Annotated in this window: 21 protein-coding genes; 15 read left to right on the top strand and 6 right to left on the bottom strand. The window is 50.9% G+C overall.

The annotated features are described in order from the left end of the window. The first annotated feature begins 99 nt into the window (after positions 1-99). The 5 genes from fliQ (at position 100) to ACQ0MK_RS12390 (ending at position 7068) form a co-directional block, all read left to right on the top strand. Positions 100-369, top strand: a complete 270-nt coding sequence (fliQ, locus tag ACQ0MK_RS12410; protein ID WP_430472877.1) for a flagellar biosynthesis protein FliQ — start codon at positions 100-102, stop codon at positions 367-369. Positions 370-421: 52 nt separating this feature from the next. Then, the gene (gene fliR, locus ACQ0MK_RS12405) at positions 422-1186 is read left to right on the top strand and encodes a flagellar biosynthetic protein FliR (RefSeq protein ID WP_430472876.1); all 765 of its coding nucleotides are present in this window, start codon (positions 422-424) and stop codon (positions 1184-1186) included. 52 nt (positions 1187-1238) lie between these two features. Then, the gene (gene flhB, locus ACQ0MK_RS12400; protein WP_430472875.1) at positions 1239-2309 is read left to right on the top strand and encodes a flagellar biosynthesis protein FlhB; all 1071 of its coding nucleotides are present in this window, start codon (positions 1239-1241) and stop codon (positions 2307-2309) included. A 211-nt stretch (positions 2310-2520) separates the two neighbouring features. Then, positions 2521-4281 (top strand): methyl-accepting chemotaxis protein, encoded by a 1761-nt coding sequence (locus ACQ0MK_RS12395; RefSeq protein WP_430472874.1) that lies wholly within the window; start codon positions 2521-2523, stop codon positions 4279-4281. Positions 4282-4479: 198 nt separating this feature from the next. Further along, a complete protein-coding gene (locus tag ACQ0MK_RS12390; RefSeq protein WP_430472873.1) occupies positions 4480-7068 on the top strand; it encodes an ATP-binding protein in 2589 nt (862 codons plus the stop codon). A 69-nt stretch (positions 7069-7137) separates the two neighbouring features. Here the strand turns inward: ACQ0MK_RS12390 and hmpA are convergent, their stop codons facing one another. The 4 genes from hmpA to ACQ0MK_RS12370 all read right to left on the bottom strand — a co-directional run bounded on the left by hmpA (position 7138) and on the right by ACQ0MK_RS12370 (position 10591). Next, a complete protein-coding gene (hmpA, locus tag ACQ0MK_RS12385; protein WP_430472872.1) occupies positions 7138-8352 on the bottom strand; it encodes an NO-inducible flavohemoprotein in 1215 nt (404 codons plus the stop codon). A 136-nt stretch (positions 8353-8488) separates the two neighbouring features. Then, positions 8489-8890, bottom strand: coding sequence for a group III truncated hemoglobin (locus tag ACQ0MK_RS12380; RefSeq protein WP_430472871.1), 402 nt, complete (start codon positions 8888-8890; stop codon positions 8489-8491). 123 nt (positions 8891-9013) lie between these two features. Next, the gene (locus tag ACQ0MK_RS12375; protein ID WP_430472870.1) at positions 9014-9457 is read right to left on the bottom strand and encodes an RrF2 family transcriptional regulator; all 444 of its coding nucleotides are present in this window, start codon (positions 9455-9457) and stop codon (positions 9014-9016) included. A gap of 96 nt (positions 9458-9553) precedes the next feature. Beyond that, the gene (locus ACQ0MK_RS12370; RefSeq protein ID WP_430472869.1) at positions 9554-10591 is read right to left on the bottom strand and encodes a sodium:calcium antiporter; all 1038 of its coding nucleotides are present in this window, start codon (positions 10589-10591) and stop codon (positions 9554-9556) included. A gap of 450 nt (positions 10592-11041) precedes the next feature. Between ACQ0MK_RS12370 and ACQ0MK_RS12365 the strand changes: the two genes are divergently transcribed. Continuing rightward, positions 11042-11752, top strand: coding sequence for a hypothetical protein (locus tag ACQ0MK_RS12365; RefSeq protein ID WP_430472868.1), 711 nt, complete (start codon positions 11042-11044; stop codon positions 11750-11752). A gap of 311 nt (positions 11753-12063) precedes the next feature. Beyond that, the gene (locus ACQ0MK_RS12360; RefSeq protein WP_430472867.1) at positions 12064-12747 is read left to right on the top strand and encodes a hypothetical protein; all 684 of its coding nucleotides are present in this window, start codon (positions 12064-12066) and stop codon (positions 12745-12747) included. Between the two features lie 44 nt (positions 12748-12791). Here ACQ0MK_RS12360 and ACQ0MK_RS12355 read toward each other — a convergent pair whose 3' ends face one another. Then, positions 12792-13556 carry a PH domain-containing protein gene (locus ACQ0MK_RS12355; protein WP_430472866.1) on the bottom strand — a complete coding sequence of 255 codons (765 nt, stop codon included), beginning with the start codon at positions 13554-13556 and terminating at the stop codon, positions 12792-12794. 157 nt (positions 13557-13713) lie between these two features. Between ACQ0MK_RS12355 and ACQ0MK_RS12350 the strand changes: the two genes are divergently transcribed. From ACQ0MK_RS12350 to recA, 3 genes are all read left to right on the top strand, one after another. After that, the gene (locus ACQ0MK_RS12350; protein ID WP_430472865.1) at positions 13714-14613 is read left to right on the top strand and encodes a DMT family transporter; all 900 of its coding nucleotides are present in this window, start codon (positions 13714-13716) and stop codon (positions 14611-14613) included. Between the two features lie 96 nt (positions 14614-14709). Beyond that, positions 14710-15189, top strand: a complete 480-nt coding sequence (gene nikR, locus ACQ0MK_RS12345) for a nickel-responsive transcriptional regulator NikR (RefSeq protein ID WP_430472864.1) — start codon at positions 14710-14712, stop codon at positions 15187-15189. 317 nt (positions 15190-15506) lie between these two features. Further along, positions 15507-16580 carry a recombinase RecA gene (gene recA / locus ACQ0MK_RS12340; RefSeq protein ID WP_350043306.1) on the top strand — a complete coding sequence of 358 codons (1074 nt, stop codon included), beginning with the start codon at positions 15507-15509 and terminating at the stop codon, positions 16578-16580. An 81-nt stretch (positions 16581-16661) separates the two neighbouring features. Here the strand turns inward: recA and ACQ0MK_RS12335 are convergent, their stop codons facing one another. Then, positions 16662-17708, bottom strand: coding sequence for a helix-turn-helix domain-containing protein (locus tag ACQ0MK_RS12335; RefSeq protein ID WP_430472863.1), 1047 nt, complete (start codon positions 17706-17708; stop codon positions 16662-16664). Positions 17709-17838: 130 nt separating this feature from the next. On the opposite strand from ACQ0MK_RS12335, the gene ACQ0MK_RS12330 reads away from it, so the two are divergent. From ACQ0MK_RS12330 to ACQ0MK_RS12310, 5 genes are all read left to right on the top strand, one after another. Next, positions 17839-18879, top strand: coding sequence for an alpha/beta hydrolase family protein (locus tag ACQ0MK_RS12330; RefSeq protein ID WP_430472862.1), 1041 nt, complete (start codon positions 17839-17841; stop codon positions 18877-18879). Positions 18880-19110: 231 nt separating this feature from the next. Beyond that, positions 19111-19251 (top strand): entericidin A/B family lipoprotein, encoded by a 141-nt coding sequence (locus ACQ0MK_RS12325; protein WP_430472861.1) that lies wholly within the window; start codon positions 19111-19113, stop codon positions 19249-19251. Positions 19252-19343: 92 nt separating this feature from the next. Beyond that, positions 19344-19520 carry a DUF1328 domain-containing protein gene (locus ACQ0MK_RS12320; protein ID WP_350043302.1) on the top strand — a complete coding sequence of 59 codons (177 nt, stop codon included), beginning with the start codon at positions 19344-19346 and terminating at the stop codon, positions 19518-19520. Positions 19521-19719: 199 nt separating this feature from the next. After that, on the top strand, positions 19720-19863 hold the full coding sequence (locus ACQ0MK_RS12315; protein ID WP_350047731.1) for an entericidin: 144 nt from the start codon (positions 19720-19722) through the stop codon (positions 19861-19863). Continuing rightward, the gene (locus ACQ0MK_RS12310; protein WP_430476027.1) at positions 19860-20387 is read left to right on the top strand and encodes a GNAT family N-acetyltransferase; all 528 of its coding nucleotides are present in this window, start codon (positions 19860-19862) and stop codon (positions 20385-20387) included. The genes ACQ0MK_RS12315 and ACQ0MK_RS12310 overlap by 4 nt, the downstream gene beginning before the upstream one ends. Positions 20388-20420: the final 33 nt, after the last annotated feature.

The following is a 20420-nucleotide window of genomic DNA, read 5'->3' as shown; positions in this document are numbered from 1 at the left end:
AAAACAGGAAATCATGGCAATAGGCGTGTCAAATCCTGTATGAATAATGGTGGTACTTCAATGTACTGCATGGATATGAAGGCGAGGCGGGAAGACCAGATGGATCAAGCTGAAATCATGGACGTGGCCTATGACGCAGTGTGGACACTGCTGAAGGTGACCACGCCGCTGATGTTGATCGCCCTTGGTGTTGGTCTGGTTGTGGCCTTGTTTCAGGCACTGACACAGATTCAGGAAATGACTCTGACTTTTGTGCCAAAAATCCTTGTAATGTTCATTGCCCTTTTGGTGCTGTTACCGTGGATGATTACGGAACTGACCGAATTCATGGGACGCATGGTTGACCATTTCATTGGTCTTCCCAATTAGCGACGAAAATACCGCGCGTCTGGCGCGTTGATGTAAGGCAGCCGAAGACAAGATGGATCTTCAGGGACTACTTACCCTTAATGTTTATGTCGTCCTGATGACTTTCGCCAGGGTGGGGGCGGCCTTTGCCTTCATGCCCGGTATTGGTGCCCGTGCTGTTCCTGCCCGTGCGCGTCTTTTGTTTGCTGTTTGGGTGGCTGTGGTGATTTCACCCTTGGCAGGGCCCCTGTTCCCGCCGCAACCCGCCGATGCGCCGTCACTTTTGATCTCACTTGCCTATGAAATTACCGTCGGGCTGTTCTTTGCGTTGTTTGCACAGGTGATGATGGCGGGCTTGCAGACAGCAGGGTCAATTATTGCCTACCTGTCATCTATGGCTAATGCCTTTAGTGCCGATCCGTTGTCCGGTGCACAAAGTGCAGTGACAGGGAATTTCCTGTTGCAGGTTGGGATGGTGCTGCTGTTTACGACCGGCATGGATCATTTGATGATTCAGGCCGTGTTTGAAAGCTATACCCTATTCCCGCCCGGTGGAGTCTTGCCCGTCGGGGATATGAGCGAATTTTTTGCCACCGCAATCAATGACAGTTTTGCGATTGCGACCCAACTCTCCGCGCCGTTTCTGATTGTTGCGCTGTGCCTGCAGATCGCGTTGGGTCTGCTCAATAAATTGATGCCGCAATTGCCGGTATTCTTCGTTGCAATGCCGATCCAGATTGGGTTGGCACTGCTTTTATTGACCTTGGCCCTGCCATCCATGATGATGGTGTATCTTGGATATTTCGAGAACGGGCTTGAGGCGTTTCTCAGTCCGTAAGGCCTGATCCGCGGCATTTGTATGCCGGTATCGGCCCAAAATGGGTTTGCCAATGGCAGAAGAAGACGACAGCCAAAAGACAGAAGACCCCACAAGTAAAAAGCTTGAGGACGCGCGAAAAAAGGGTCAGGTGCCGGTTTCCAAGGAAGTCGGTAACTTTATGCTGTTGTTTGGCGGCGGTCTTGTCATGATCATGCTGGGTCCATCCATGGCTGAAGGTGTGCGGGATCTGTCTTATGGCTTCATTGAGCATCCGCATTTGTTCGACGTTTCTGTCGCCGGGTTTCCCCTTCTGTATAAAGACGTAATTCTTGGCATGCTGTGGGTGCTTGGCATTCCGTTTGTCTTGCTGGTGTTCTTTGCCGCGACCGGGCATATCATTCAAAACGGGATTGTTGTTGCGATTGACCGGATTGAACCAAAGCCTGAAAAACTCAATCCGCTGAAGGGACTTAAAAACCAGTTTTCGATGAAAACGATGGTCGAGTTCATCAAGAATGTCAGCAAAATCATTCTGGTCGGGGTTGTTCTGACGCTGGTGATCATGCCGGAAATGCTTGATATCGAGCTTTATCCGCAGCTTTCACTCGCACTCACGCTTGAGCGACTTTACGACATGATCGTGATCTTGCTGATCGCGACAATTTCACTGACGGCTGTGATTGCAGGGCTTGATTTTGCTTATCAACGCTATGAGTTCACCAAGCAGATGAAAATGTCGCGCCAGGAGATCAAGGACGAATACAAACAGACCGAAGGTAGTCCGGAGATCAAAGCCAAAGTTCGTCAAATCAGGATGGAACGTGCCCAGCAGCGTATGATGTCGAACGTGCCCAAGGCCGACGTTGTGATCACCAACCCGACGCACTTTGCTGTCGCCCTGCAATATGATGTCGGTGAAATGGCGGCCCCCATGTGCGTTGCCAAGGGGCAGGACAATATCGCGCTTAAAATTCGTGAAGTTGCCGAAGAACACAATATCACGATCATGGAAAACCCGCCGGTGGCACGCGCCCTGTTTGCGACGGTCGAGGTTGATCAGGAAATCCCACCAGAACATTACAAAGCTGTCGCCGAAATCATTTCCTTCGTCTTCCGCCAAAAGGGCAAGAAGCTTGGGTGATGTCTTGCGATTAGGTATCCAAGCTTAACCACCATTTTCATGTTGAGTTATAATAATTTTGGATCTCAACGATCTAGATCAATTCCTTGAACCGCGATCTAACTTACTTAGAAGGTAGAATCGGAGGTGCGTATAGTATTTTCTATACATATGGCAAGGTGTCTGGAGTGAGTAGAGCGTTCAGGCTGCCGAATTGAGTGGGAATAGATCTATGAAGTTAAGGATTTCAGGGCAAATCGCTCTTTCGAATGCGATCATTGTAGTGATGTTGATCGCTGCAGCCATTGGTATAGGCATCGTTAATGACGATGGACGTCGTGCGACTTCTGAGGCGACCGAAATCGGTGTTGTCGCCAGCACTGATATTCCGGTGTTGATCAAAAGCATTGAAGGGGCGCGTTACAACGTTATTCAAGTCCAGCAGTGGTTGACGGATATTTCGGCAACACGTGGATTGGATGGATTGAACGATGGTTTTGATGAAGCCGAAGCAGCAGCAGTGGGCTTGGTCAAAAATATTTCCGTTGCCAAAGAAGTTGCCGAAAAACTTGGCCAGACTGATTTGTTAGCATCTCTTGAAGTCGTTGAAGCCGCTTTCCCAGCATATTACGCAGCCGGCAAGCAAATGGCACAGGGCTATATTGATGGTGGCCCCGAGGTCGGTAACAAAATGATGGGGGATTTCGATGCTGCTGCGGCTAACCTTGCCGAAGCGCTTGAGGTTGCGGTCGAAAAAACTACAAAATACAGCTCAGCGGTTGAAGCTGAATTGGTCGAAAAGCTACAGGGCCTTGAGAACAATGTTCAGTTTATCTTCATCTTGACCACGATTGTTACAATCATCTCGATCTTTGTTTGTGCCCTGATTGCGTGGATAATGCACCGCCGGATTTCGCGTCCGGTCGCCGAAAGCGTTAGCATGTTGGCAAAGCTCGCGGATGGTAACTATGATCTTGCGATTAAAAAAACGCTCAGGAATGACGAAGTTGGTGACCTTGTTCGCGTGATGCATGTTTTCCGTGAAACCGGTATGAACAATGTCAAAATGCGCGAACAGCAAGAAGCAAATCGGACGCAAGCAGAACAGCAGCGTCAGCAGTCATTGATGGAGATGGCGGAACGGGTTGAAAATGAAACTCGACGGGTTGTTGAAACGATTTCGGGACAGACCAACGAACTGGCCAACGCGGCACAGCGTATGTCGAGTTCAGCCGACCTTGTTCAAGGCAACGCCGAAACAGTGGCCGCTGCTTCATCGCAAGCATTGGCAACGGTTGAGGCCGTGGCAGGTGCCGGTGAAGAACTCAATTCGTCATTGGGTGAAATAAACAGTCAAATTGCACGTGCTAACCATGTAAGTGCAGATGCCGTTAAGGCGAGCCGTTCAACCGAGAACACAGTTTCCCAATTGGCTGAGAGTGTGCGCGGTATTGGTGAAGTGGTTGAGCTGATTTCCGGTATTGCCGAACAAACCAACCTTTTGGCTTTGAATGCAACAATTGAAGCTGCGCGTGCGGGGGATGCAGGCAAAGGGTTTGCTGTTGTGGCACAGGAAGTCAAAAACCTGGCGACCCAGACCAGTCGATCCACCGATGAAATTACCCGTCAGATTGCCGAAATTCAGGCTGTTACAGATACTGCCGTCAAAGCAGTGGCCGTGATTGGCGAAAAAATTCATGAAATGGATGAAGTTTCGACAGCAATTGCGGCAGCCGTTGAAGAACAAAGTGCTGCGACGGCAGAGATCGCTCGCAATGTAAATGAAACTGCTGCGGCCTCGCGGGAGGTTTCTGATCGCATTAGTGAAGTTTCAATCGAAGCATCGGGAACCGGGCGAATGGCGCTTGAGGTTGGTGAACTGGCTGAAAAAGTTGCATCCGCTGTACGGGATCTGCGAACCGTTCTGGTCGAAGTCGTTAGAAGCTCGACCGATGATGGTAAGCGGCATGAATCCAAAGGGCATGACGCCTGAGTTTGTTTTGGTTATCAAGATTGAAGTTTGTTGAAAAAGGCGGGAACGGTTTTGTGTTCCTGCCTTTTCCGTATCGGGTAGATTTGAGGTGATGACTGTAGTTGGTCGCTTACAATAAACTTGTCGGTAGCCAGTTGGTCGATAAGCAGCTAAAAGTATAGACTATATTGATAAGTTATTGGTGCTAAAGGCGGTCGCGTGCTGTTTCGGGGACTCATCCTTGCTGTAAGTGTCGCATTTCTGGCGTTTGTCTTCGTCCTGATGGACGTGTTGGCAAAGGCGGGTCTTGACGCGCGTTTAATGTGGATCATCGGTGCGATGGTCACAGGTGTTGCTATTGTTGCCGTGGCTGCACTGGCCTTGTCTGCGCGATGGCGAAATGGTGGTCATGCTGAACTGGGTCCGCTGGTTGCCGGGCTTGCCAGATCTGATATTGGCGTTGCGTTGATTGATGCATATGGCCGAACGCTTTACGCCAATCCTGCTTTTCCGCACAAACTTGGTATTGAACCGGGATCGGACATGCTTTCTGCGCTCGAAGCGCGGTTGTCTTTCCTGTGTATTGGTAGTGATGATCTTGCTGAATTGCGGACCCGTGCGATGCGCGGCGAAGGCGGACAGATGTTTGTTGATATATCGCGGTCTGACAAGTTTGAACAGTCGAACCTAAACGACGATCTGGTTTCGGACGAGGCCAAGACAAAAGGTACCGATAGGGCCGTTCAGACATCTGGGGCCTGCCTTCGGATTGCGGTAACCGCGGCCAATGCGCGCGCCGGGCAGATGTTATGGACTGTCGACGGCGTTGATGCTTCGGTCATGGGCGATGCTGGCGCCTCCCTTCTTTTGCCATCTGAAAATGATCAGCCAAGCTTTGCACTTTCTGCGCCGCAGGGATCTGAAATGGTGGCGAATCTTCCGGTGGCGGCAGCCGCTGGTGGGTTTGAGCTGGCCGATCAGATGATTGAACGGTTGCCGGTTGGTGTTTGTGGGCTTGATGAAGAAGGACGTATTCTTTACCTCAACCGTCGTTTGGCCAGTTGGCTTGGCGGGGAGCCTCAAGAGTTTAACAATGGCACGGTCGAGCTTGCCGACCTGATTGTTGGTGATGGCATCAATGGTGAGGTGAAATTCAAGGTCAATGGCGGCGACCCGATCCGCTGTTTTGTCACCCATTCGATCAACGCACCGGGGACCGGCCCCATTCGCAGTCAGGCAGTGATTTTCCCCGATCCAATGCCGGCCCATGAATGGGAACATGCCTTGGCGGAAACTGAACGTCGAGTGCGCTGGTTCTTTGATGAAAGCCCGCTTTCAATCGTGCTGGCGGATATGTCAGGCACGGTAACCGATGCCAACCGCGCCTTTATTGATACAGCAGGACAGAACCACGACAAGGTTGTCGGACGTTCGATCCTGGAGCTGATCCTTCCAGAAGACCGTGATGAAGTGGCGCGCTATCTGTCCAAGGCTGTTATGGGCATGGGCAAGGGCGGTCAGATCGAAGCCCGTCTTGTCGGTGCACGCGGTGTTGCCGCCCAGATTTATCTGCAACGTGTTGCAGGGCGTTCGGGCGAAGCCGGTGCGTTGCTTTTGAACTTCCTTGATACCACTGAACAAAAGAACCTTGAGGAACAATTTGCCCAGTCTCAGAAAATGCAGGCTGTTGGTCAGCTTGCCGGTGGGGTGGCGCATGATTTCAACAACCTTCTGACCGCAATGATCGGGTTCTGTGATCTTCTGTTGTCGCGCCATGGGCCGGGCGATCCGAGCTTTGCCGACATCATGCAAATCAAACAGAATGCCAATCGCGCCGCCAATCTTGTCCGGCAGCTTTTGGCGTTTTCACGGCGTCAGACATTGCAGCCAAAAATCATCAATATCACCGACGCACTAGCTGAAATGTCGAATCTTTTACGCCGTCTGATCGGCGAGAAGATTGACCTTAAAGTAAGTCATGGGCGTGATATCGGTCTGGTTAAAGTCGATCCGGGTCAGCTTGATCAGGTGATTATCAATCTTGTGGTCAATGCCCGCGATGCGATGGCAGGTGAGGGCGGAACATTAACGGTTCAGACCAGTACGGAAATCGTTGATGAACCAACCGCAACCGGCACCGAAGTGATCCCGCCGGGCGACTATATCGGCATCAAGGTTTCAGATAACGGCATTGGTATTCCAAAAGACAACCTGACCCGTATTTTCGAACCCTTCTTCTCGACCAAGCAGCGCGGCGAGGGCACGGGACTTGGCCTGTCGACGGTTTATGGCATCGTCAAACAGACGGGCGGCTTCATTGCGGTCAATAGTGAAGAAGGCAAAGGCACGACCTTTACCATCTATCTGCCACGCTATGAGGCAACCGAAAAAGAACTTGCTGAAACGCAGGCGGTGGCAGAAGAAGCCCCGTCCCGTGATTTGACCGGCACCGGTGCAATTCTTTTGGTCGAGGATGAAGATGCAGTGCGGACATTTGGCGCACGTGCGCTACGCAGCAAGGGCTATGACGTGTTGGAAGCCAACAATGGCGAGAACGCGCTTGAGGTCTTAAACAAAACCGACAAGACGATTGATCTGGTCATTTCCGATGTTGTCATGCCCGGTATTGATGGACCAAGCCTGATCCGGATGCTGCGCGAACAAAAGCCGGAACTTAAAGTCATCTTTATCTCCGGCTACGCGGAAGATACTTACCGCGATGAACTTGACGAAGAAAACGGCGTGCATTTCCTGCCAAAACCCTTCTCGCTTAAAGACCTTGCGACCAAGGTGAAGGAAGTTCTCTAGACGCTTTGGCGTCAGTTAATCTGTCCAAAAATGAACAAGGCGTCTGATTTTCAGACGCCTTGTTGTTGTTCAGGCTGCAATGTTTTCATCGGTGGGGCCGAAGAACTCGTAATGGATGCGGTTGGTTTCCACACCGCGTTTTGCAAGCGCATTTACCATTGTTCGCAGGAATGGTTTGGGGCCGCACAGGAAAAAGTCGGCATTGTGAAACGGCGTGTTGGCCGAGAGCCAGTCCGGTGAAATATATCCGTCGTGATCATGCGTTTTCCCGCAGACATCGTCGTTTGTCGGATCACTGTAGAAGGTCATGACAGACATTTTTCCATGCTGTTTTGCGATCTGACGGACATGTTTGTCCATCGCATGGGTTCGGCTGTTCAGCGCGCCATGGACATAATAAGCCTCGATGTCTGGGTAATGCGCACCGATGGTTTCAGCCATGCTGACCATTGGCGTCAGGCCGACACCGGCGGACAAAAGTACAACAGGACGTTCGGGTTCATCAGGCAGGAAGAAATCACCAGCTGGCGGCGTCAATTCGATAACATCACCAATCTGCGCCGTTTCATGCAAAAATCGCGACCCGCCTTGGCCGTTTGGTTCGAGTTTGACGGATATGCGATAGTGGTCGTTATTCGGGGCGCAGGATATCGAATAGTTCCGCTTTATCGTGCGTCCATCTTCAAGTTTAAGGCGCAGTGTCAGATACTGTCCGGGGCGATGGGCCAGAACGGGCAACCTATCGACCGGCGACAGGGTAAAAGACCTGATCACTTCACTTTCCAGCTGTTTGCCCGATATCGCGAATTTGCGCCATCCATTCCAACCGCCCTTGCTGTTTTCAAGCGTTGTGCGGATATCGGCTTCACGATTGATCAGGATGTCGGCAAGGAACCAATATGCTTCTCCCCAAGCCGCAAGAACGTCTTGGGAGATATCCGGCGCAAGGACTTCTTCAATGGCAGCAAGAAGTGCTCGGGCAACATATTCATAATGTTCGGGCAAAATGTGATAGCCGATATGCTTGTGCGCAATGCGTTCGACGACTGGGGCTAGCGCATCCAGATTGTCGATATGCTGTGCATAGGCGATCAGCGCAGCAGACAGGGCATGGATCTGTGATCCGTTCTCACCTTGGTTAGAGTGATTGAAAAGCGCACGGATATGATCATCCTGAAACAGTTTTCCATACATCACTGTCGTAATGTCGCTGCCCCGCGTGGAAAGCGCAGGGACGGTTGATTTTACCAATTCGATGGTGCGTGCAGAGAGGGCGTTTGACATTGCAAAATCTCTTTTCAGGCTGTGGTTAAAGACAAGGGTGACGGTTCGGCACTTTGTGAAAGGTGCCGGTCACATGCGAAATCGTTGTGGATTCAAACGAGGTTAGCTGTCTCGCTGGCGTGCTCGCGATGATCTATCAGGGATGCGCATCGACATGTTGTTGTCCGTGACACGGCTCATACATCACGGCCATTAGCCGCGACGCAATGCGCCGAGCCTTTGTCTGCATGATTATGGCGATGTCTGGTGACAGCATTTCGTTTGTGGTGGCCGTCCATATTTCAAGCCAGCGATCAAACATATGTGGTGTAATTCGGTCGGAATGCAGCGTATGCATGACAAGCGGATTTCCCTTGTAGCGACCCGATGTCAGGATCAATGACGACCAGAAGTCTTCCAGCCGGGCGAGATGTTCGGTCCAGTCCTCCACAATGTCGTTAAAGACGGGCCCAAGCTGAGGGTCCTTGCGCACGCGCCCATAGAACACCGACAGCAGTTCTGTAATTCTTTGCGGGGGTAGTTCATCAGCAGGTTTCATGGCGACCTCTTAATAAGTATTTTAAATACATATATTGTGGTAAATATGCATTGTAAATACCAATTTTATGACATCGCACTTTCAATTGAGCGATTTCAATCTAATGCTTTGACCTGAAGGGGGTTATTCAGCGTTCATGCTGATCAAAAGATCAAACATGCCGCTCTGACGTTTTAAGATATCCGCGAGTGTGACTTGATCGAGTGTCCTGAAAAACGATTCTTCTGCATCTTTAAGAACAACCGCCAGACCACAGGCAGATGCCAGTCTACAGTTGCCACGATCTTCGTGCATACATTCGACAAGGGCAGTCTGGCTTTCAAGTTTGCGCACGAGTGTTCCGATGGAAATCTGATCAGGTTCCCTTGCCAATGTGATTCCGCCACTGCGTCCGCGGATTGTCTCAATATAACCTTCGTTCGCCAGCCACTGGGTGACCTTTGCAAGATGGTTGTATTTGGCGTCATGTATGGCGGCAATTTCACGCGTTGACATCAGGCGACCATTGGCGGTTGCGAGATGCATCATGACTCTCAAGGCATAATCAGTGAAACGGTTTAACTGCATGAATTCATTCTACAGATAAAAATGCGCATTTGAAATGCAAATAATTGTGCGCCGATCATCGTGTGCGTTTGATTGCGATGTTCAACGTATTATCGCTCACCCGGCCAGATAGAATGCGGATCCACCATAAAGGGTGAGCATCGCAACACTTTCCCAGCCAATATTGCCAATGCCGCGCCGTTCGCGGTTGAGCATGCCCAACAACAATACCCCGCTCATCAGGATGACCAGGGCGATGGTGAACAGGTGTTGGTCGTTAAAGGCGGCATAGATTGATCCATCGCGATAGGCAAAGTCCGATGCGGCCAGAAACAGCACGTCAAACGCATTGCCGCCGACAATATTCCCGACCGCCAGATTGACCGCCCCCAAGCGCACAGCGGCAATCGCAGAAACAAATTCCGGGAAGGATGTCGAAATCGCGGTCAGGAAAGTACCGACCGCTGTTTGGCTAATGCCGGTTTTATCGACAATTGCCAGACCCGCCTGACCGATCACATGACCGGCAATCGCGGTAAGCAGGGCAAAGGCCAGGAATTCTCCCCATAGCCTTGCACTGCTTTGTGGATGCGCATCGGGTCTGTGCTGCTTGGCGTCTTCTTCGGTCAGATCGGTTTTCTTGGGGTGCCACATCGGTTCGTCACGGATTTCCGACAGCAATCTCAAGCCAAACCCATAGATAATGAACAGCAAGATTGATGCCGGATGAATGTGAAATATCATCCATTCCGGCCCGGCATAGGCAAGGATGGGCACAGAAAGCATGCTGACAAGCAGTGTCGTCTGGGCAAGGCCGGTTGCACTTGCCGCGGCATGTTCCAGATTACCCTTGCGATAGACCAGATCGGCAATTGCCAGAAAGGTTGTTTGTGCGGCAATCCCGCCAAGCGCATTCCCGATGGCCAAATCAGTATGACCCTGCCAGGCGGTGGTGACGGATAACACACTGCCGGGAAGGCTTGTCGATATGCCGACAAACAAGGCCCCGGAAATGATCTGGCCCATGCCGGTTCGCTCGGCAAGTTTGATGGCAATTCCGGCAAGTCGGGTACCAGCAAAGCCGATAATCAGCGTGCAAATGGCAAAGATTACGACGATCAGGCCAAGCGATTGTTGGGCAAGGTCAAAGGGCATCAGGCGGGTTCCGCAATCAAAAAGGATCTACCTGATCTAACAACTGGCAGGCAACCTTGTTCCGTAGGAATTATGACCGGCCAAAGCGATCGCGTTTTTCAGGGAGTAGAATAAAGTCGTATTGTGAAGCTGAAACCCGACCTCATGCCAAATGCGCGCTCTGTCGTTGCCGTGGATGAAAGGAATTTTAGCGTGAATTGGCGCCCCTAATGGTGACAGACCTATAAAAAGAGCTTGTGGCCAAGGTTAAGGTGGCTCTTTAACCGCAATTCACGTGTTTTAACTTACTGTTTTAGAGGGTTTTCTTTTTGAAATCATCGTCAAATCCGATAAGCTGACTCAACAAGAAAAATTCGGGCATCGACCTGATATGGGTGTGGCACTGGCAAACTGTTCTAAAACGTTAAAGGCTTGCAATGTGATGTAAGTCCGAGAACAGGGATGCCTAAGGTGAAAACAACCGGGCTTTTACGGGCCAGTTTGACCGTTGTTATCGTGATTGTTGCTTTGATGCTTTCTTTTGGTCTTTTGCCATCGGCAATCGCCAATGAGAAATGTTTGCGTATTGCGTTTCCTGAAATCATTGGAAATGAAGATATTCTCAAAGGGGCCGAACTATATCGGCAAGATATGGCTGCCTCCGGCCAATGTATCAAACCAGTTTTAATCCCATTAAATCGATCAATCGTTGAACTTGATCATGGTTCTTTGGACGGTATTTTTGGTTGGACCGAAGATTTAACAGCCTTGGTTACCGTGCCATTACTGCGTTCTAACAAGCCAGTGTTGGAAGTCCCGGTTTTCTTGGTCGCCCGCGACCCATCCGTGCTCAGCATTAAGGATTTGAAGCAGCAGGTACTTGGAATCTGGCTGGGGTTTGATTGGGCAAAGCAGGTTAGCCAAGGTCACGAGAATACCGTCGAGGTTTCCGGTGGGCCTGTCATGATGCAAAAAATGCTTTTTGCAGGGCGAATTGATGCAATGCTGGTCGATGGATATACATATTCTGAAATGCTTGATCTCACTGCATTCACAGCAACCGTGCTGAAAGAAAACAAGATTTACAGTTGGTTGAAAGAAGAACATCGATCGCACCTGACCACCTTCAATGCGGGCATAGACCTTTATCGTCAGCGATTTGGTGAATGGGCATCGAATTGACATCCGTGGCATGAAGCTCACCTTCAAGGTCTTGCGGTTTTCCCCTATATCCTAAATTTGGACAGCCAAATTTAACGGCTGTCAGTACGCAGACAGCGGGAAGAAATATTTGTCAGCGTTATTGGGCAAACAACTTGTTAGAAAAGTTTCTTTTTGGGGGACTATCATTGCGTATAGGAATTATGAGGGGGCTGACTTAGAGTAACACTCTGCGAAGTATGGAACTAAAATCCGCAGCCTAGGCAACATTTCTGTAGAAACTGCTTCGAAATGAAGTGGCGAATAAGAAACGATAGAATGAGAGGCGTTTGATGAAGCTATTCTTTGGAATGGGCCTGTGGATTTTGTGTGTTTTGATGCCATGGCAGCAGACAAAGGCCGAGGAATGCTTGCGTTTTGGTGCCCCTGACGACATTACGGGGCGAAATGTTGGTCAAATGTTTATGTTGGTGATGGCGTATCACGACATATGCACCTCGATAAAATATTTGCCCAACAAGCGGTCGACAGAAACCCTTTTAAGCGGAGAAATCGACGGGGAAATATTGCGGATAGGGGAATATAAGCCAGGTAAGGAAGGCGAATTTATACGTGTTCCTACTGCAATTGGTGGAACGCAGCGATTGCTTATAAGTCGTCATAATGACATCAAGGCACTTGATGATTTAAAGGATGGCAGTTTGGGCATCTGGCTTGGTGCGATATGGCACAATGAATTTTCAAAGAATGTCACAAATCGAGTTCGGTTGCCCAGTTTCGATGTCATGGTTGCCATGCTGTTGAATGATCGAATTGATGCCATCCTGATGGATAGTGCCACTTTCAAGTTATATAAAACTCAGATACCGCCAGAATACGTGCATGAGCAAGGCATTGAAAAATTCTACACTTGGATTAACCGGGGAAAGTCCGCCCAAGTGCCTGTGCTTGATCAAGCGATTGCGGCCTATCATCGGAACGGACCACAATTTTATATCAAGGCAATGATGCAGTAAGGTCGCGTTCTGGACCGCGTTCAACGACACTGTGATCGCAAAAATTACCCTTCCGGACCGGAAAGAGAATTAGTTTGTGTGTTCTCCAACAATGCATCGTGCCCGCGATGGGTAATGTCAACTGGATCGCCTGTGTTTTGGCGGGGATGAACGCGGCCAAAGAAATCAGAAAGCTTTTTGGCGACGTCTTCGGGTTGGGAAACTTGATGTAGGGTAAAGCTGTGACCCAAGCGGTCTGTAATATGCAAATTGCCATAATCAAAAATATTGCCGATAACGCTTTTGCTAATCTTGGTTGATTTGATGGATTCAAATCCGCGATCATCCTGATCCTTACGCAGAACCCCGCTTCTGGTGACGATGCGGTTATTGGTGATCACGCGTTCAAAGAAGAACAAATCGCGGATCGCCGTCAATGGCAGAAGAATGCTGTCTTTGGCCGCACGGGTTGAAACGCCCAGCGCACGGTGGAGGACTTTCCAGATGATGGAAAGGGCAGCCAATATCACGCCAATCAGCGCAATCGAGAAGACAAACTCGTATTCTTCCCAAATCTGATCAAGGGCGGCAAAAGCTTCGGGACCGGTCAGAAGGCTTTTGAATTCCGGCATCAGAAAATCATAGATTTCGCGCCAGTGATACGATGCGTAAATCAGGGCCGCGATCCAGATGATCTTGATCAGTCCGGGGATCAGAACCGACACCGGTGAAATCGGCAAATCCATGATCACCACTTCGCCGTCCTGAAGGTGGCGACGAATGCCCTTGAACGGTTTTCCGGTACTGTCGTCCTGCTGCGCCTTGCTCATCATTGTATCCTTGGTGGGATGTTTTCATGAACATACGGTGCACAGGAAAAATCGCAATTGCAAACACTGGCAAAATCACGCTTATGGATAACCGGTTGTGCCCCGCGACCAATCCGGTGAAAAACCGGCAATAGAACAAAACTCGGAAACGCGCCCCATGATCCCATTGTTTGGCGAAGCTGCCGCCTTTACTGCTGCGCTCTGTTGGGCGACATCAAGCATGATCTTTTCCAATATCGGCGGGAAAGCTGGTGCGCAAACGGTCAATCGCGGGCGTTTGGCCTGTTCAATATTTTGCCTGACCATCCTGCATTGGGTTCTTGAAGGTCAACCATGGCCAAGCAGTGTGACATGGGAACAACTGAGCTGGTTGTCTTTGTCATCCGTGCTTGGACTGGTGATTGGTGATGCCATGCTGTTTCAGGCCTTTGTCATGATCGGTGCCAGACTGTCGATGTTGTTGATGTCGACGGTTCCGATCATGGGGGCGGTTTTGGCGTGGGTGTTGTTTGATGAAACCCTGCGCCCGATTGAAATCACCGGTATTGCCCTTGGCATTAGTGGGGTGCTGGTGGTTATTCTTGGTAAAAGGGGACGTCCCGCCGGGCTTGCCGGGCGCAATTATGTGCTGGGAATTCTGTTTGGGTTTGGCGGGGCAGTGGGGCAGGTCGCCAATCTGATTACTGCCAAATATGCCTTGATAGATGGCTATTCCGCACTTTCGGCAACGTGGATCCGAACATTGGTCGCGGTTATTGCCATGTGGGGTGTCGCGTTATTGCTTGGCCGTGTGCGCCGAACGGTGACTGCCTGTGTGGCGCCCGATGTTGGCAAATGGTTGTTCCTTGGTGCATTGATCGGGCCGGCGGTCGGGGTGTGGCTTTCGATGTTGGCGGTTCAGAATGCCAATGTCGGGATCGCATCGACCTTGATGGCTTTGCCGCCGGTTTTGCTGATTGTGTATGAAGGACTGATTTTGCGCCGATCCGTTGGCTGGCAGGCCGTTCTGGGCACATGCCTTGCCTTTGCCGGGGTGGCGTTGCTGTTTACGAATTAACCACGCCGCTCTTTGATGTGCGTTCAGCCCTTTTGACTTTCCGGTCAATCGGATAAGGTTTAGGCAAGTATCGCAAAAGACCATCAGGACAAAGCCATGACCCGTGTAACTGTTTCCATCGAAGACGATCTGATGGAGGCATTTGATGCCTTCCTTGACAGCCGTGGTTACACCAATCGATCCGAAGGATTTCGCGATCTTATTCGTGAAAAACTGCAAAACACCAAGCGCGAAGAAAATGCCGACGGGGTGGGGATTGCGGTCCTGAATTATGTCTATGACCACGAAGAACGCATGCTGGCCTCACGTCTGATGAGCACCCAGCATGAACATCACAATCTGACCGTATCGACAGTGCATTTTCATATCGATCATGACACCTGCCTTGAAAGCGTGACGCTGCGCGGTAGACTCTCGGAAATTCGTGCCTTTGCGGACAAAGTTTTGGCCCAACCGGGAGTGCGTCATGGGCAGCTTTATTCCGTGCCCGGCGAATTGCATGTTGAAACCCATCATCACGGCGAAGGTGATGAAGGACATGCGCACAAACACGAACATCTGAAAATCACCACTTGATCGTTACCCGATCGTTACCTGTCGCTACCTGATCGTTGTACGGGTTTAAGCTTTTAAAATGTTGTGCCCGGCCAGTAACTTGGCCGGGTTTGTTGTTTGCGACTGGAATATCTCGCCTCATAAAAGAGAACAAACTTGCAACATCTAAAATTTTATGACAATGTTCGCATTATGTTCTCAATCGTTCTGCTGGCATGTACAGGGTTTTCAATCTGTTAGGGCAGCAGGTTCTTTTAGCGGTGGCGTTCCGCAATTAGGCCCGGGGAACCGCCTGCGTTGCATCCTACCCGGCCCTGTGGAATAAGAGAGTTCGAGCAATGATTCAGACCGCGCTGCATTTGGTGGATAAGGATACTATGGATAAGCAGAAGGCACTTGAAGCCGCCCTTGGGCAGATCGAACGGGCATTTGGCAAAGGTTCGATCATGAAGCTGGGCCAGCGGGACAGCGGCATTGATATCTCGGCTATTTCGACCGGTTCGCTCGGCCTTGATATTGGGTTGGGTATTGGCGGCTTGCCGCGTGGCCGTATTGTTGAAATTTACGGTCCGGAAAGTTCGGGTAAAACCACACTGGCCCTGCATACCATCGCTGAATCCCAGAAACTGGGTGGCACATGTGCCTTTGTCGATGCAGAGCACGCTCTTGATCCGGGATATGCCCGCAAACTGGGCGTGAATACAGATGAATTGCTGATTTCGCAGCCAGATGCGGGCGAACAGGCGCTTGAAATCGCCGACACACTGGTCCGGTCCGGTGCGATTGATGTTCTGGTCGTCGATTCGGTTGCTGCCCTTGTGCCGCGTGCCGAGCTTGAAGGCGAAATGGGGGATACCCATGTTGGCCTGCAGGCCCGTTTGATGAGCCAGGCTTTGCGTAAACTGACCAGTTCGGTTTCGCGGTCGAACTGCATGGTGATCTTCATCAACCAGATCCGTATGAAGATCGGTGTGATGTTTGGCAGCCCGGAAACCACATCTGGTGGTAACGCGCTTAAATTCTATGCCTCGGTTCGTCTTGATATCCGTCGTATCGGTCAGATCAAGGATCGCGACGAGGTCGTGGGCAACCAGACCCGCGTCAAAGTTGTGAAAAACAAAATGGCACCGCCGTTCAAACAGGTCGAATTTGACATCATGTATGGCGAAGGCATTTCCAAGATGGGTGAAATCCTTGATCTTGGCGTCAAGGCCGGCATTGTCGAGAAATCAGGTTCCTGGTTCTCTTATAATTCTACCCGTATTGGGCAGGGCCGCGAGAATGCCAAAACCTTCTTGCGGGAAAACCCGGAAATGACCAATGAAATCGAAGCCAGCATTCGTGAAAGTGCCGGTTTGATCGCCGAAGAAATGACCAATATGAGCGAAGACAATCCGTCCAACGACGATTGATCGACTTTGCGGTTCTGAAATGTGAAAGCGGGCGCCTTGTGCGCCCGTTTTTTGTGCCCAAACTGTCGCAAGGGCTCCTGACTACAAACTTCCAGAGGAGGGCTGCTGCGGCCATTGGCTGGGCGTTTTGCCCGTAATGCGCAAAAATTCACGGTTGAAGTTTGATTTGGTATTAAAGCCGCTTGCCAGCATTGCCGTGGTGATATTTTGTCCGGCTTCCAATTCGCGGCAGGCATGTTCAATCCGGTATTTATTAATGTAGCGTGACACATTTTCACCCGTCGCAGCGTTGATCGCCGTTGAAACCTGTTTTAGCGGATAGCCCAAGCGCCGTGCTAGCCGGGCGAGTGTCAAATCGGGATCAAGATACAGCTTCTTGTCTGCGATCAATGTTTCCAGCTGACCCATGATGTCGGCAACCGGGACATCATCAGAGGCTTTGGATATTGGCGGCACCGGGTGCATCACACCCATACTTGATGCGGGGCCATCTTCAATTTCATCTCGCGGGTCTGAGGCGATGTCAGGCGACAAGGACAGAAAGCCGATGGTAAGTAGCGCGATGGATGAAAAGATGCTGAGAATCAAACCCGGCGCACTGTCATAGCCAAAGGAAAGCGCCAGCGAGATACACACATCGCTGATGGCCGATGCGATCAGTGCAATGGCAATTGCCCGCCAGACCAAGGCCGGAACATGCCCCGACGCCAGCCGCGCATGGGCAAGATCATTTCCCTGCCGGTGAAGCATCACAAGGATTGCGCTGCCATAACCGACAAAGACCACAACCAGCAAAGCATCAATCACGATTGGGGCTGCAATGATGGCACAGGCAATTCCGACGGGCACAAGAAAATGAAGAAGGTCGGTCGCATGACGCCGCGAACGGATGCCGCCGTCAAGAAAGGCGACCCACGCCAATGCCGGAATGAAGGATGCGGTGATTGGTTGCAAAAGACGGAGTTCAGAGACCCCGTAATATTGCACCACGGATACGGTAACACTTTGACAGGCACATGCCAGTAGCAAGGCCGCAAGCAGTCGTGGCGTGTTGGAAAACAGGGTTGCGCGCAGGAATAAAAATCCAAGCAGCAAAGCCACGACCATCGGAACGGGTAAAACGATCATGGGACTACTCAATCCAACATCACCATGTCCCAAAACCGGTTTTGCACGTCCTTAAACCGGTTCGAGGACGCCACAACCCCAAAGCAGGAGCAATTTCAATCCGTTCAACATTAAAACACGGATAGAAATCATGAAACATGTAACTTCTGCGATGGCCATTGCTGCCGGGATTGTGACGTCTTTGGCATTCGGTACGGCACAGGCTGCTGATGAATATGCCGGCTATGATCGGTTTGATGTGCGCGCCGCACATCGATCAATGCCGGTTGCGGCGTCTATCTGGTATCCGGCGGGAACCCATATATATCGTGCCCCGGTCGGCAGGAGTTCGATCTGGAAAAGCACAGATGCCTATATCGGGGCTGCAATCGAGGCGGGAAAACATCCTCTTGTTCTGTTATCGCACGGGTCGGGCGGGAACATGGACGCGATCGGCTGGCTGTCATCGCAACTGGCATTGCGCGGTGCAATGGTGTTGGCTGTCAATCATCCTGGAACGACATCGGGTGATTCATCCCCGCGCCGCACGATGTATCTTGGGCAACGCTCAAACGATATCAAAGCAGCCCTTGATCAGGTTTTGGACAATCCGGAATTCGCCCCCTATATCGACAAAGATCAGATTTCGGCCGTCGGGTTTTCACTTGGCGGGACCACGGTGCTTAATCTTGCCGGGATGCGGTTTGATCGCGATGCGTATCGTGATTATTGCGACACATTCCAAAACAAGGCGCAAGATTGCGCATTCTATCGCAAGGGTGGTGTCGATTTCGCCCATCTGCCCGACGATTTTGCCGCTGATGCCTATGATCCGCGCATCACAAAGACCGTCGCAATTGAACCGGGCATGACCTATGCGGTTAACGAAGACAGCATCAAGGCGGTTTCCAATCCCGTTCTGTTTGTCCGTTTGGGGATTGAGCATGGCTGGTTGGCAAGTGATCTGAGCGAAACGGGAAGCAATCTTTTGGCCCGGATGGAAAATGCCAAGATGGCGGTGTTTTCCCCGGCGGATCATCTGACATTTTTGGCCGAATGCGTGCCAGGTGCAGTCGAGTTGCTTGAAGAAATGGAAGATGATCCGATTTGCTCAGATCCCGAGGGAACTGATCGTGGTATGATCCATCGTCAGGTTGTTGATGAAGTCGCCGGATTTCTTGACCTGCGTTAAACGCGATGTCCAAAGACGATATCTCTGATCGGGGACGGGGCAAATGCCGCCTTGTTCCCGATCTGCCCCAAAATGATCACGATTGGCCAAGATGCTTGGAAAGCCAAGGCTTGCACCTGCCTTAATTGCGTCAAATTAAGTGTTTGGCTGGTGATAGGGGAACAAATGCCGGTTTCTTCCGTTTTGATATGTGTAAAGAAATTTGCACCTGAACAAACAGGAGAAACGATAATGACTGACTTTTTGAAGAAGTTCCTTGCCGTTGCGATGATCACTGGCATGGGTTTTGGTCTTGCCGCGTGTGAAACCGCAGAAGGCTTTGGCAAAGACATGGAAGATGCCGGTGAAGCCATTCAGGAAGAAGCCGACTAACCAAAATGTTCTGCATATTCGTTCACATGCGTGCTGGCTGATTTCCCCCTTCGGGCCAGCGGGCAGTGGCGGATAGAAACAAGGAGAATACCATGTTAGGTTGGGCAATCTTTTGTCTTGTCTTGGCGCTGATCGCAGCCGTGTTGGGTTTTGGCGGTTTGGCCGGGACGTTTGTTGGCATTGCGCAGATTCTGTTCTTTGTCTTTATCGCGCTGTTTGTGATCTCGCTTCTGGTCAATGCGCTGCGTGGACGCAGGCCGCCCCTGTGACGGCGCGCTGTGATCCAAAACAGATCGCCAGACAAACAAAAACATATATACGAGCATCCAGAACCGGCATGCCATTGCATGCCGGTTTTGCTATGCGCTGATAACAGTTGCGCGCCGCGACTTTGCCCGACAATATAAAGCGATAACAAAGAACATGACGCGCATGGGCGCAGGTCACCGAGACGGAGTAAAAAGACAAATGTCGATCCTTGTTAAACGCATTTTGGCCGTGGCCCTGATTGCCGGGTTTGGTTTCTCGCTTGCTGCCTGTGAAACAGCAGCCGGTTTTGGCCGCGATGTGGAAAAGCTTGGCGAACAGATCCAGGAAGGTGTGGATAAATAACCATCCCGCCCGTTGCAACATCAAGGCTGACCCTGTCTCCGCCGACCCTTTCTGACATTCCTGATCTGTATGCATTCCTTGGTGATCGGGATGCCATGTACCATACCCGTCATGATGAAAGCTTCGCGGCCTGTCGTAAACGCGTTCTCGTTCATGAATGGCGGCGTCGCCATGACGGGTTTGCCCCATGGGTTGTCCGACGGCGGGAGGCGGAAGATGTTATTGGCTGGGGCGGACTCTATGTTGATCCGTTTGATCCGGACTGGGGACCGGAACTTGGATATTACTTTCACCCCAAAGCATGGGGGCAGGGATATGCATCCGAACTGGTCAAGGCTGCACTTGAAGTTGCCCAAGGTTCTGGCGGGATTGAAACGCTGACCGCCTTTGCCCACCCGGAAAATCTATCGTCGCGTAAGTTATTGTTGCGACATGGGTTTAAGCATATTGATTTTGTGCCGGGCATGAACCGGGATCGGTTTGGCTTATCGCTTCACCCGTGCCCGTCGCTTTCGCGAAAATGACCGGATCGTATTGCTAAATTCGTAAAACATAAG

This window comes from Thalassospira lucentensis, from assembly GCF_050516545.1.
Lineage (GTDB): Bacteria > Pseudomonadota > Alphaproteobacteria > Rhodospirillales > Thalassospiraceae > Thalassospira > Thalassospira lucentensis_C.
This window is presented reverse-complemented; position numbering and strand designations above follow the sequence as displayed.

Excerpts from the sequence above, each read along its gene's own strand:
- fliQ (WP_430472877.1), top strand. The coding sequence starts at position 100 with ATGGATCAAGCTGAAATCATGGACGTGGCCTATGACGCAGTGTGGACA.
- fliR (WP_430472876.1), top strand. The coding sequence starts at position 422 with ATGGATCTTCAGGGACTACTTACCCTTAATGTTTATGTCGTCCTGATG.
- flhB (WP_430472875.1), top strand. The coding sequence starts at position 1,239 with ATGGCAGAAGAAGACGACAGCCAAAAGACAGAAGACCCCACAAGTAAA.
- ACQ0MK_RS12395 (WP_430472874.1), top strand. The coding sequence starts at position 2,521 with ATGAAGTTAAGGATTTCAGGGCAAATCGCTCTTTCGAATGCGATCATT.
- hmpA (WP_430472872.1), bottom strand. The coding sequence starts at position 8,352 with ATGTCAAACGCCCTCTCTGCACGCACCATCGAATTGGTAAAATCAACC.
- ACQ0MK_RS12380 (WP_430472871.1), bottom strand. The coding sequence starts at position 8,890 with ATGAAACCTGCTGATGAACTACCCCCGCAAAGAATTACAGAACTGCTG.
- ACQ0MK_RS12375 (WP_430472870.1), bottom strand. The coding sequence starts at position 9,457 with ATGCAGTTAAACCGTTTCACTGATTATGCCTTGAGAGTCATGATGCAT.
- ACQ0MK_RS12370 (WP_430472869.1), bottom strand. The coding sequence starts at position 10,591 with ATGCCCTTTGACCTTGCCCAACAATCGCTTGGCCTGATCGTCGTAATC.
- ACQ0MK_RS12360 (WP_430472867.1), top strand. The coding sequence starts at position 12,064 with ATGAAGCTATTCTTTGGAATGGGCCTGTGGATTTTGTGTGTTTTGATG.
- ACQ0MK_RS12355 (WP_430472866.1), bottom strand. The coding sequence starts at position 13,556 with ATGAGCAAGGCGCAGCAGGACGACAGTACCGGAAAACCGTTCAAGGGC.
- ACQ0MK_RS12350 (WP_430472865.1), top strand. The coding sequence starts at position 13,714 with ATGATCCCATTGTTTGGCGAAGCTGCCGCCTTTACTGCTGCGCTCTGT.
- nikR (WP_430472864.1), top strand. The coding sequence starts at position 14,710 with ATGACCCGTGTAACTGTTTCCATCGAAGACGATCTGATGGAGGCATTT.
- recA (WP_350043306.1), top strand. The coding sequence starts at position 15,507 with ATGATTCAGACCGCGCTGCATTTGGTGGATAAGGATACTATGGATAAG.
- ACQ0MK_RS12335 (WP_430472863.1), bottom strand. The coding sequence starts at position 17,708 with ATGATCGTTTTACCCGTTCCGATGGTCGTGGCTTTGCTGCTTGGATTT.
- ACQ0MK_RS12330 (WP_430472862.1), top strand. The coding sequence starts at position 17,839 with ATGAAACATGTAACTTCTGCGATGGCCATTGCTGCCGGGATTGTGACG.
- ACQ0MK_RS12325 (WP_430472861.1), top strand. The coding sequence starts at position 19,111 with ATGACTGACTTTTTGAAGAAGTTCCTTGCCGTTGCGATGATCACTGGC.
- ACQ0MK_RS12320 (WP_350043302.1), top strand. The coding sequence starts at position 19,344 with ATGTTAGGTTGGGCAATCTTTTGTCTTGTCTTGGCGCTGATCGCAGCC.
- ACQ0MK_RS12315 (WP_350047731.1), top strand. The coding sequence starts at position 19,720 with ATGTCGATCCTTGTTAAACGCATTTTGGCCGTGGCCCTGATTGCCGGG.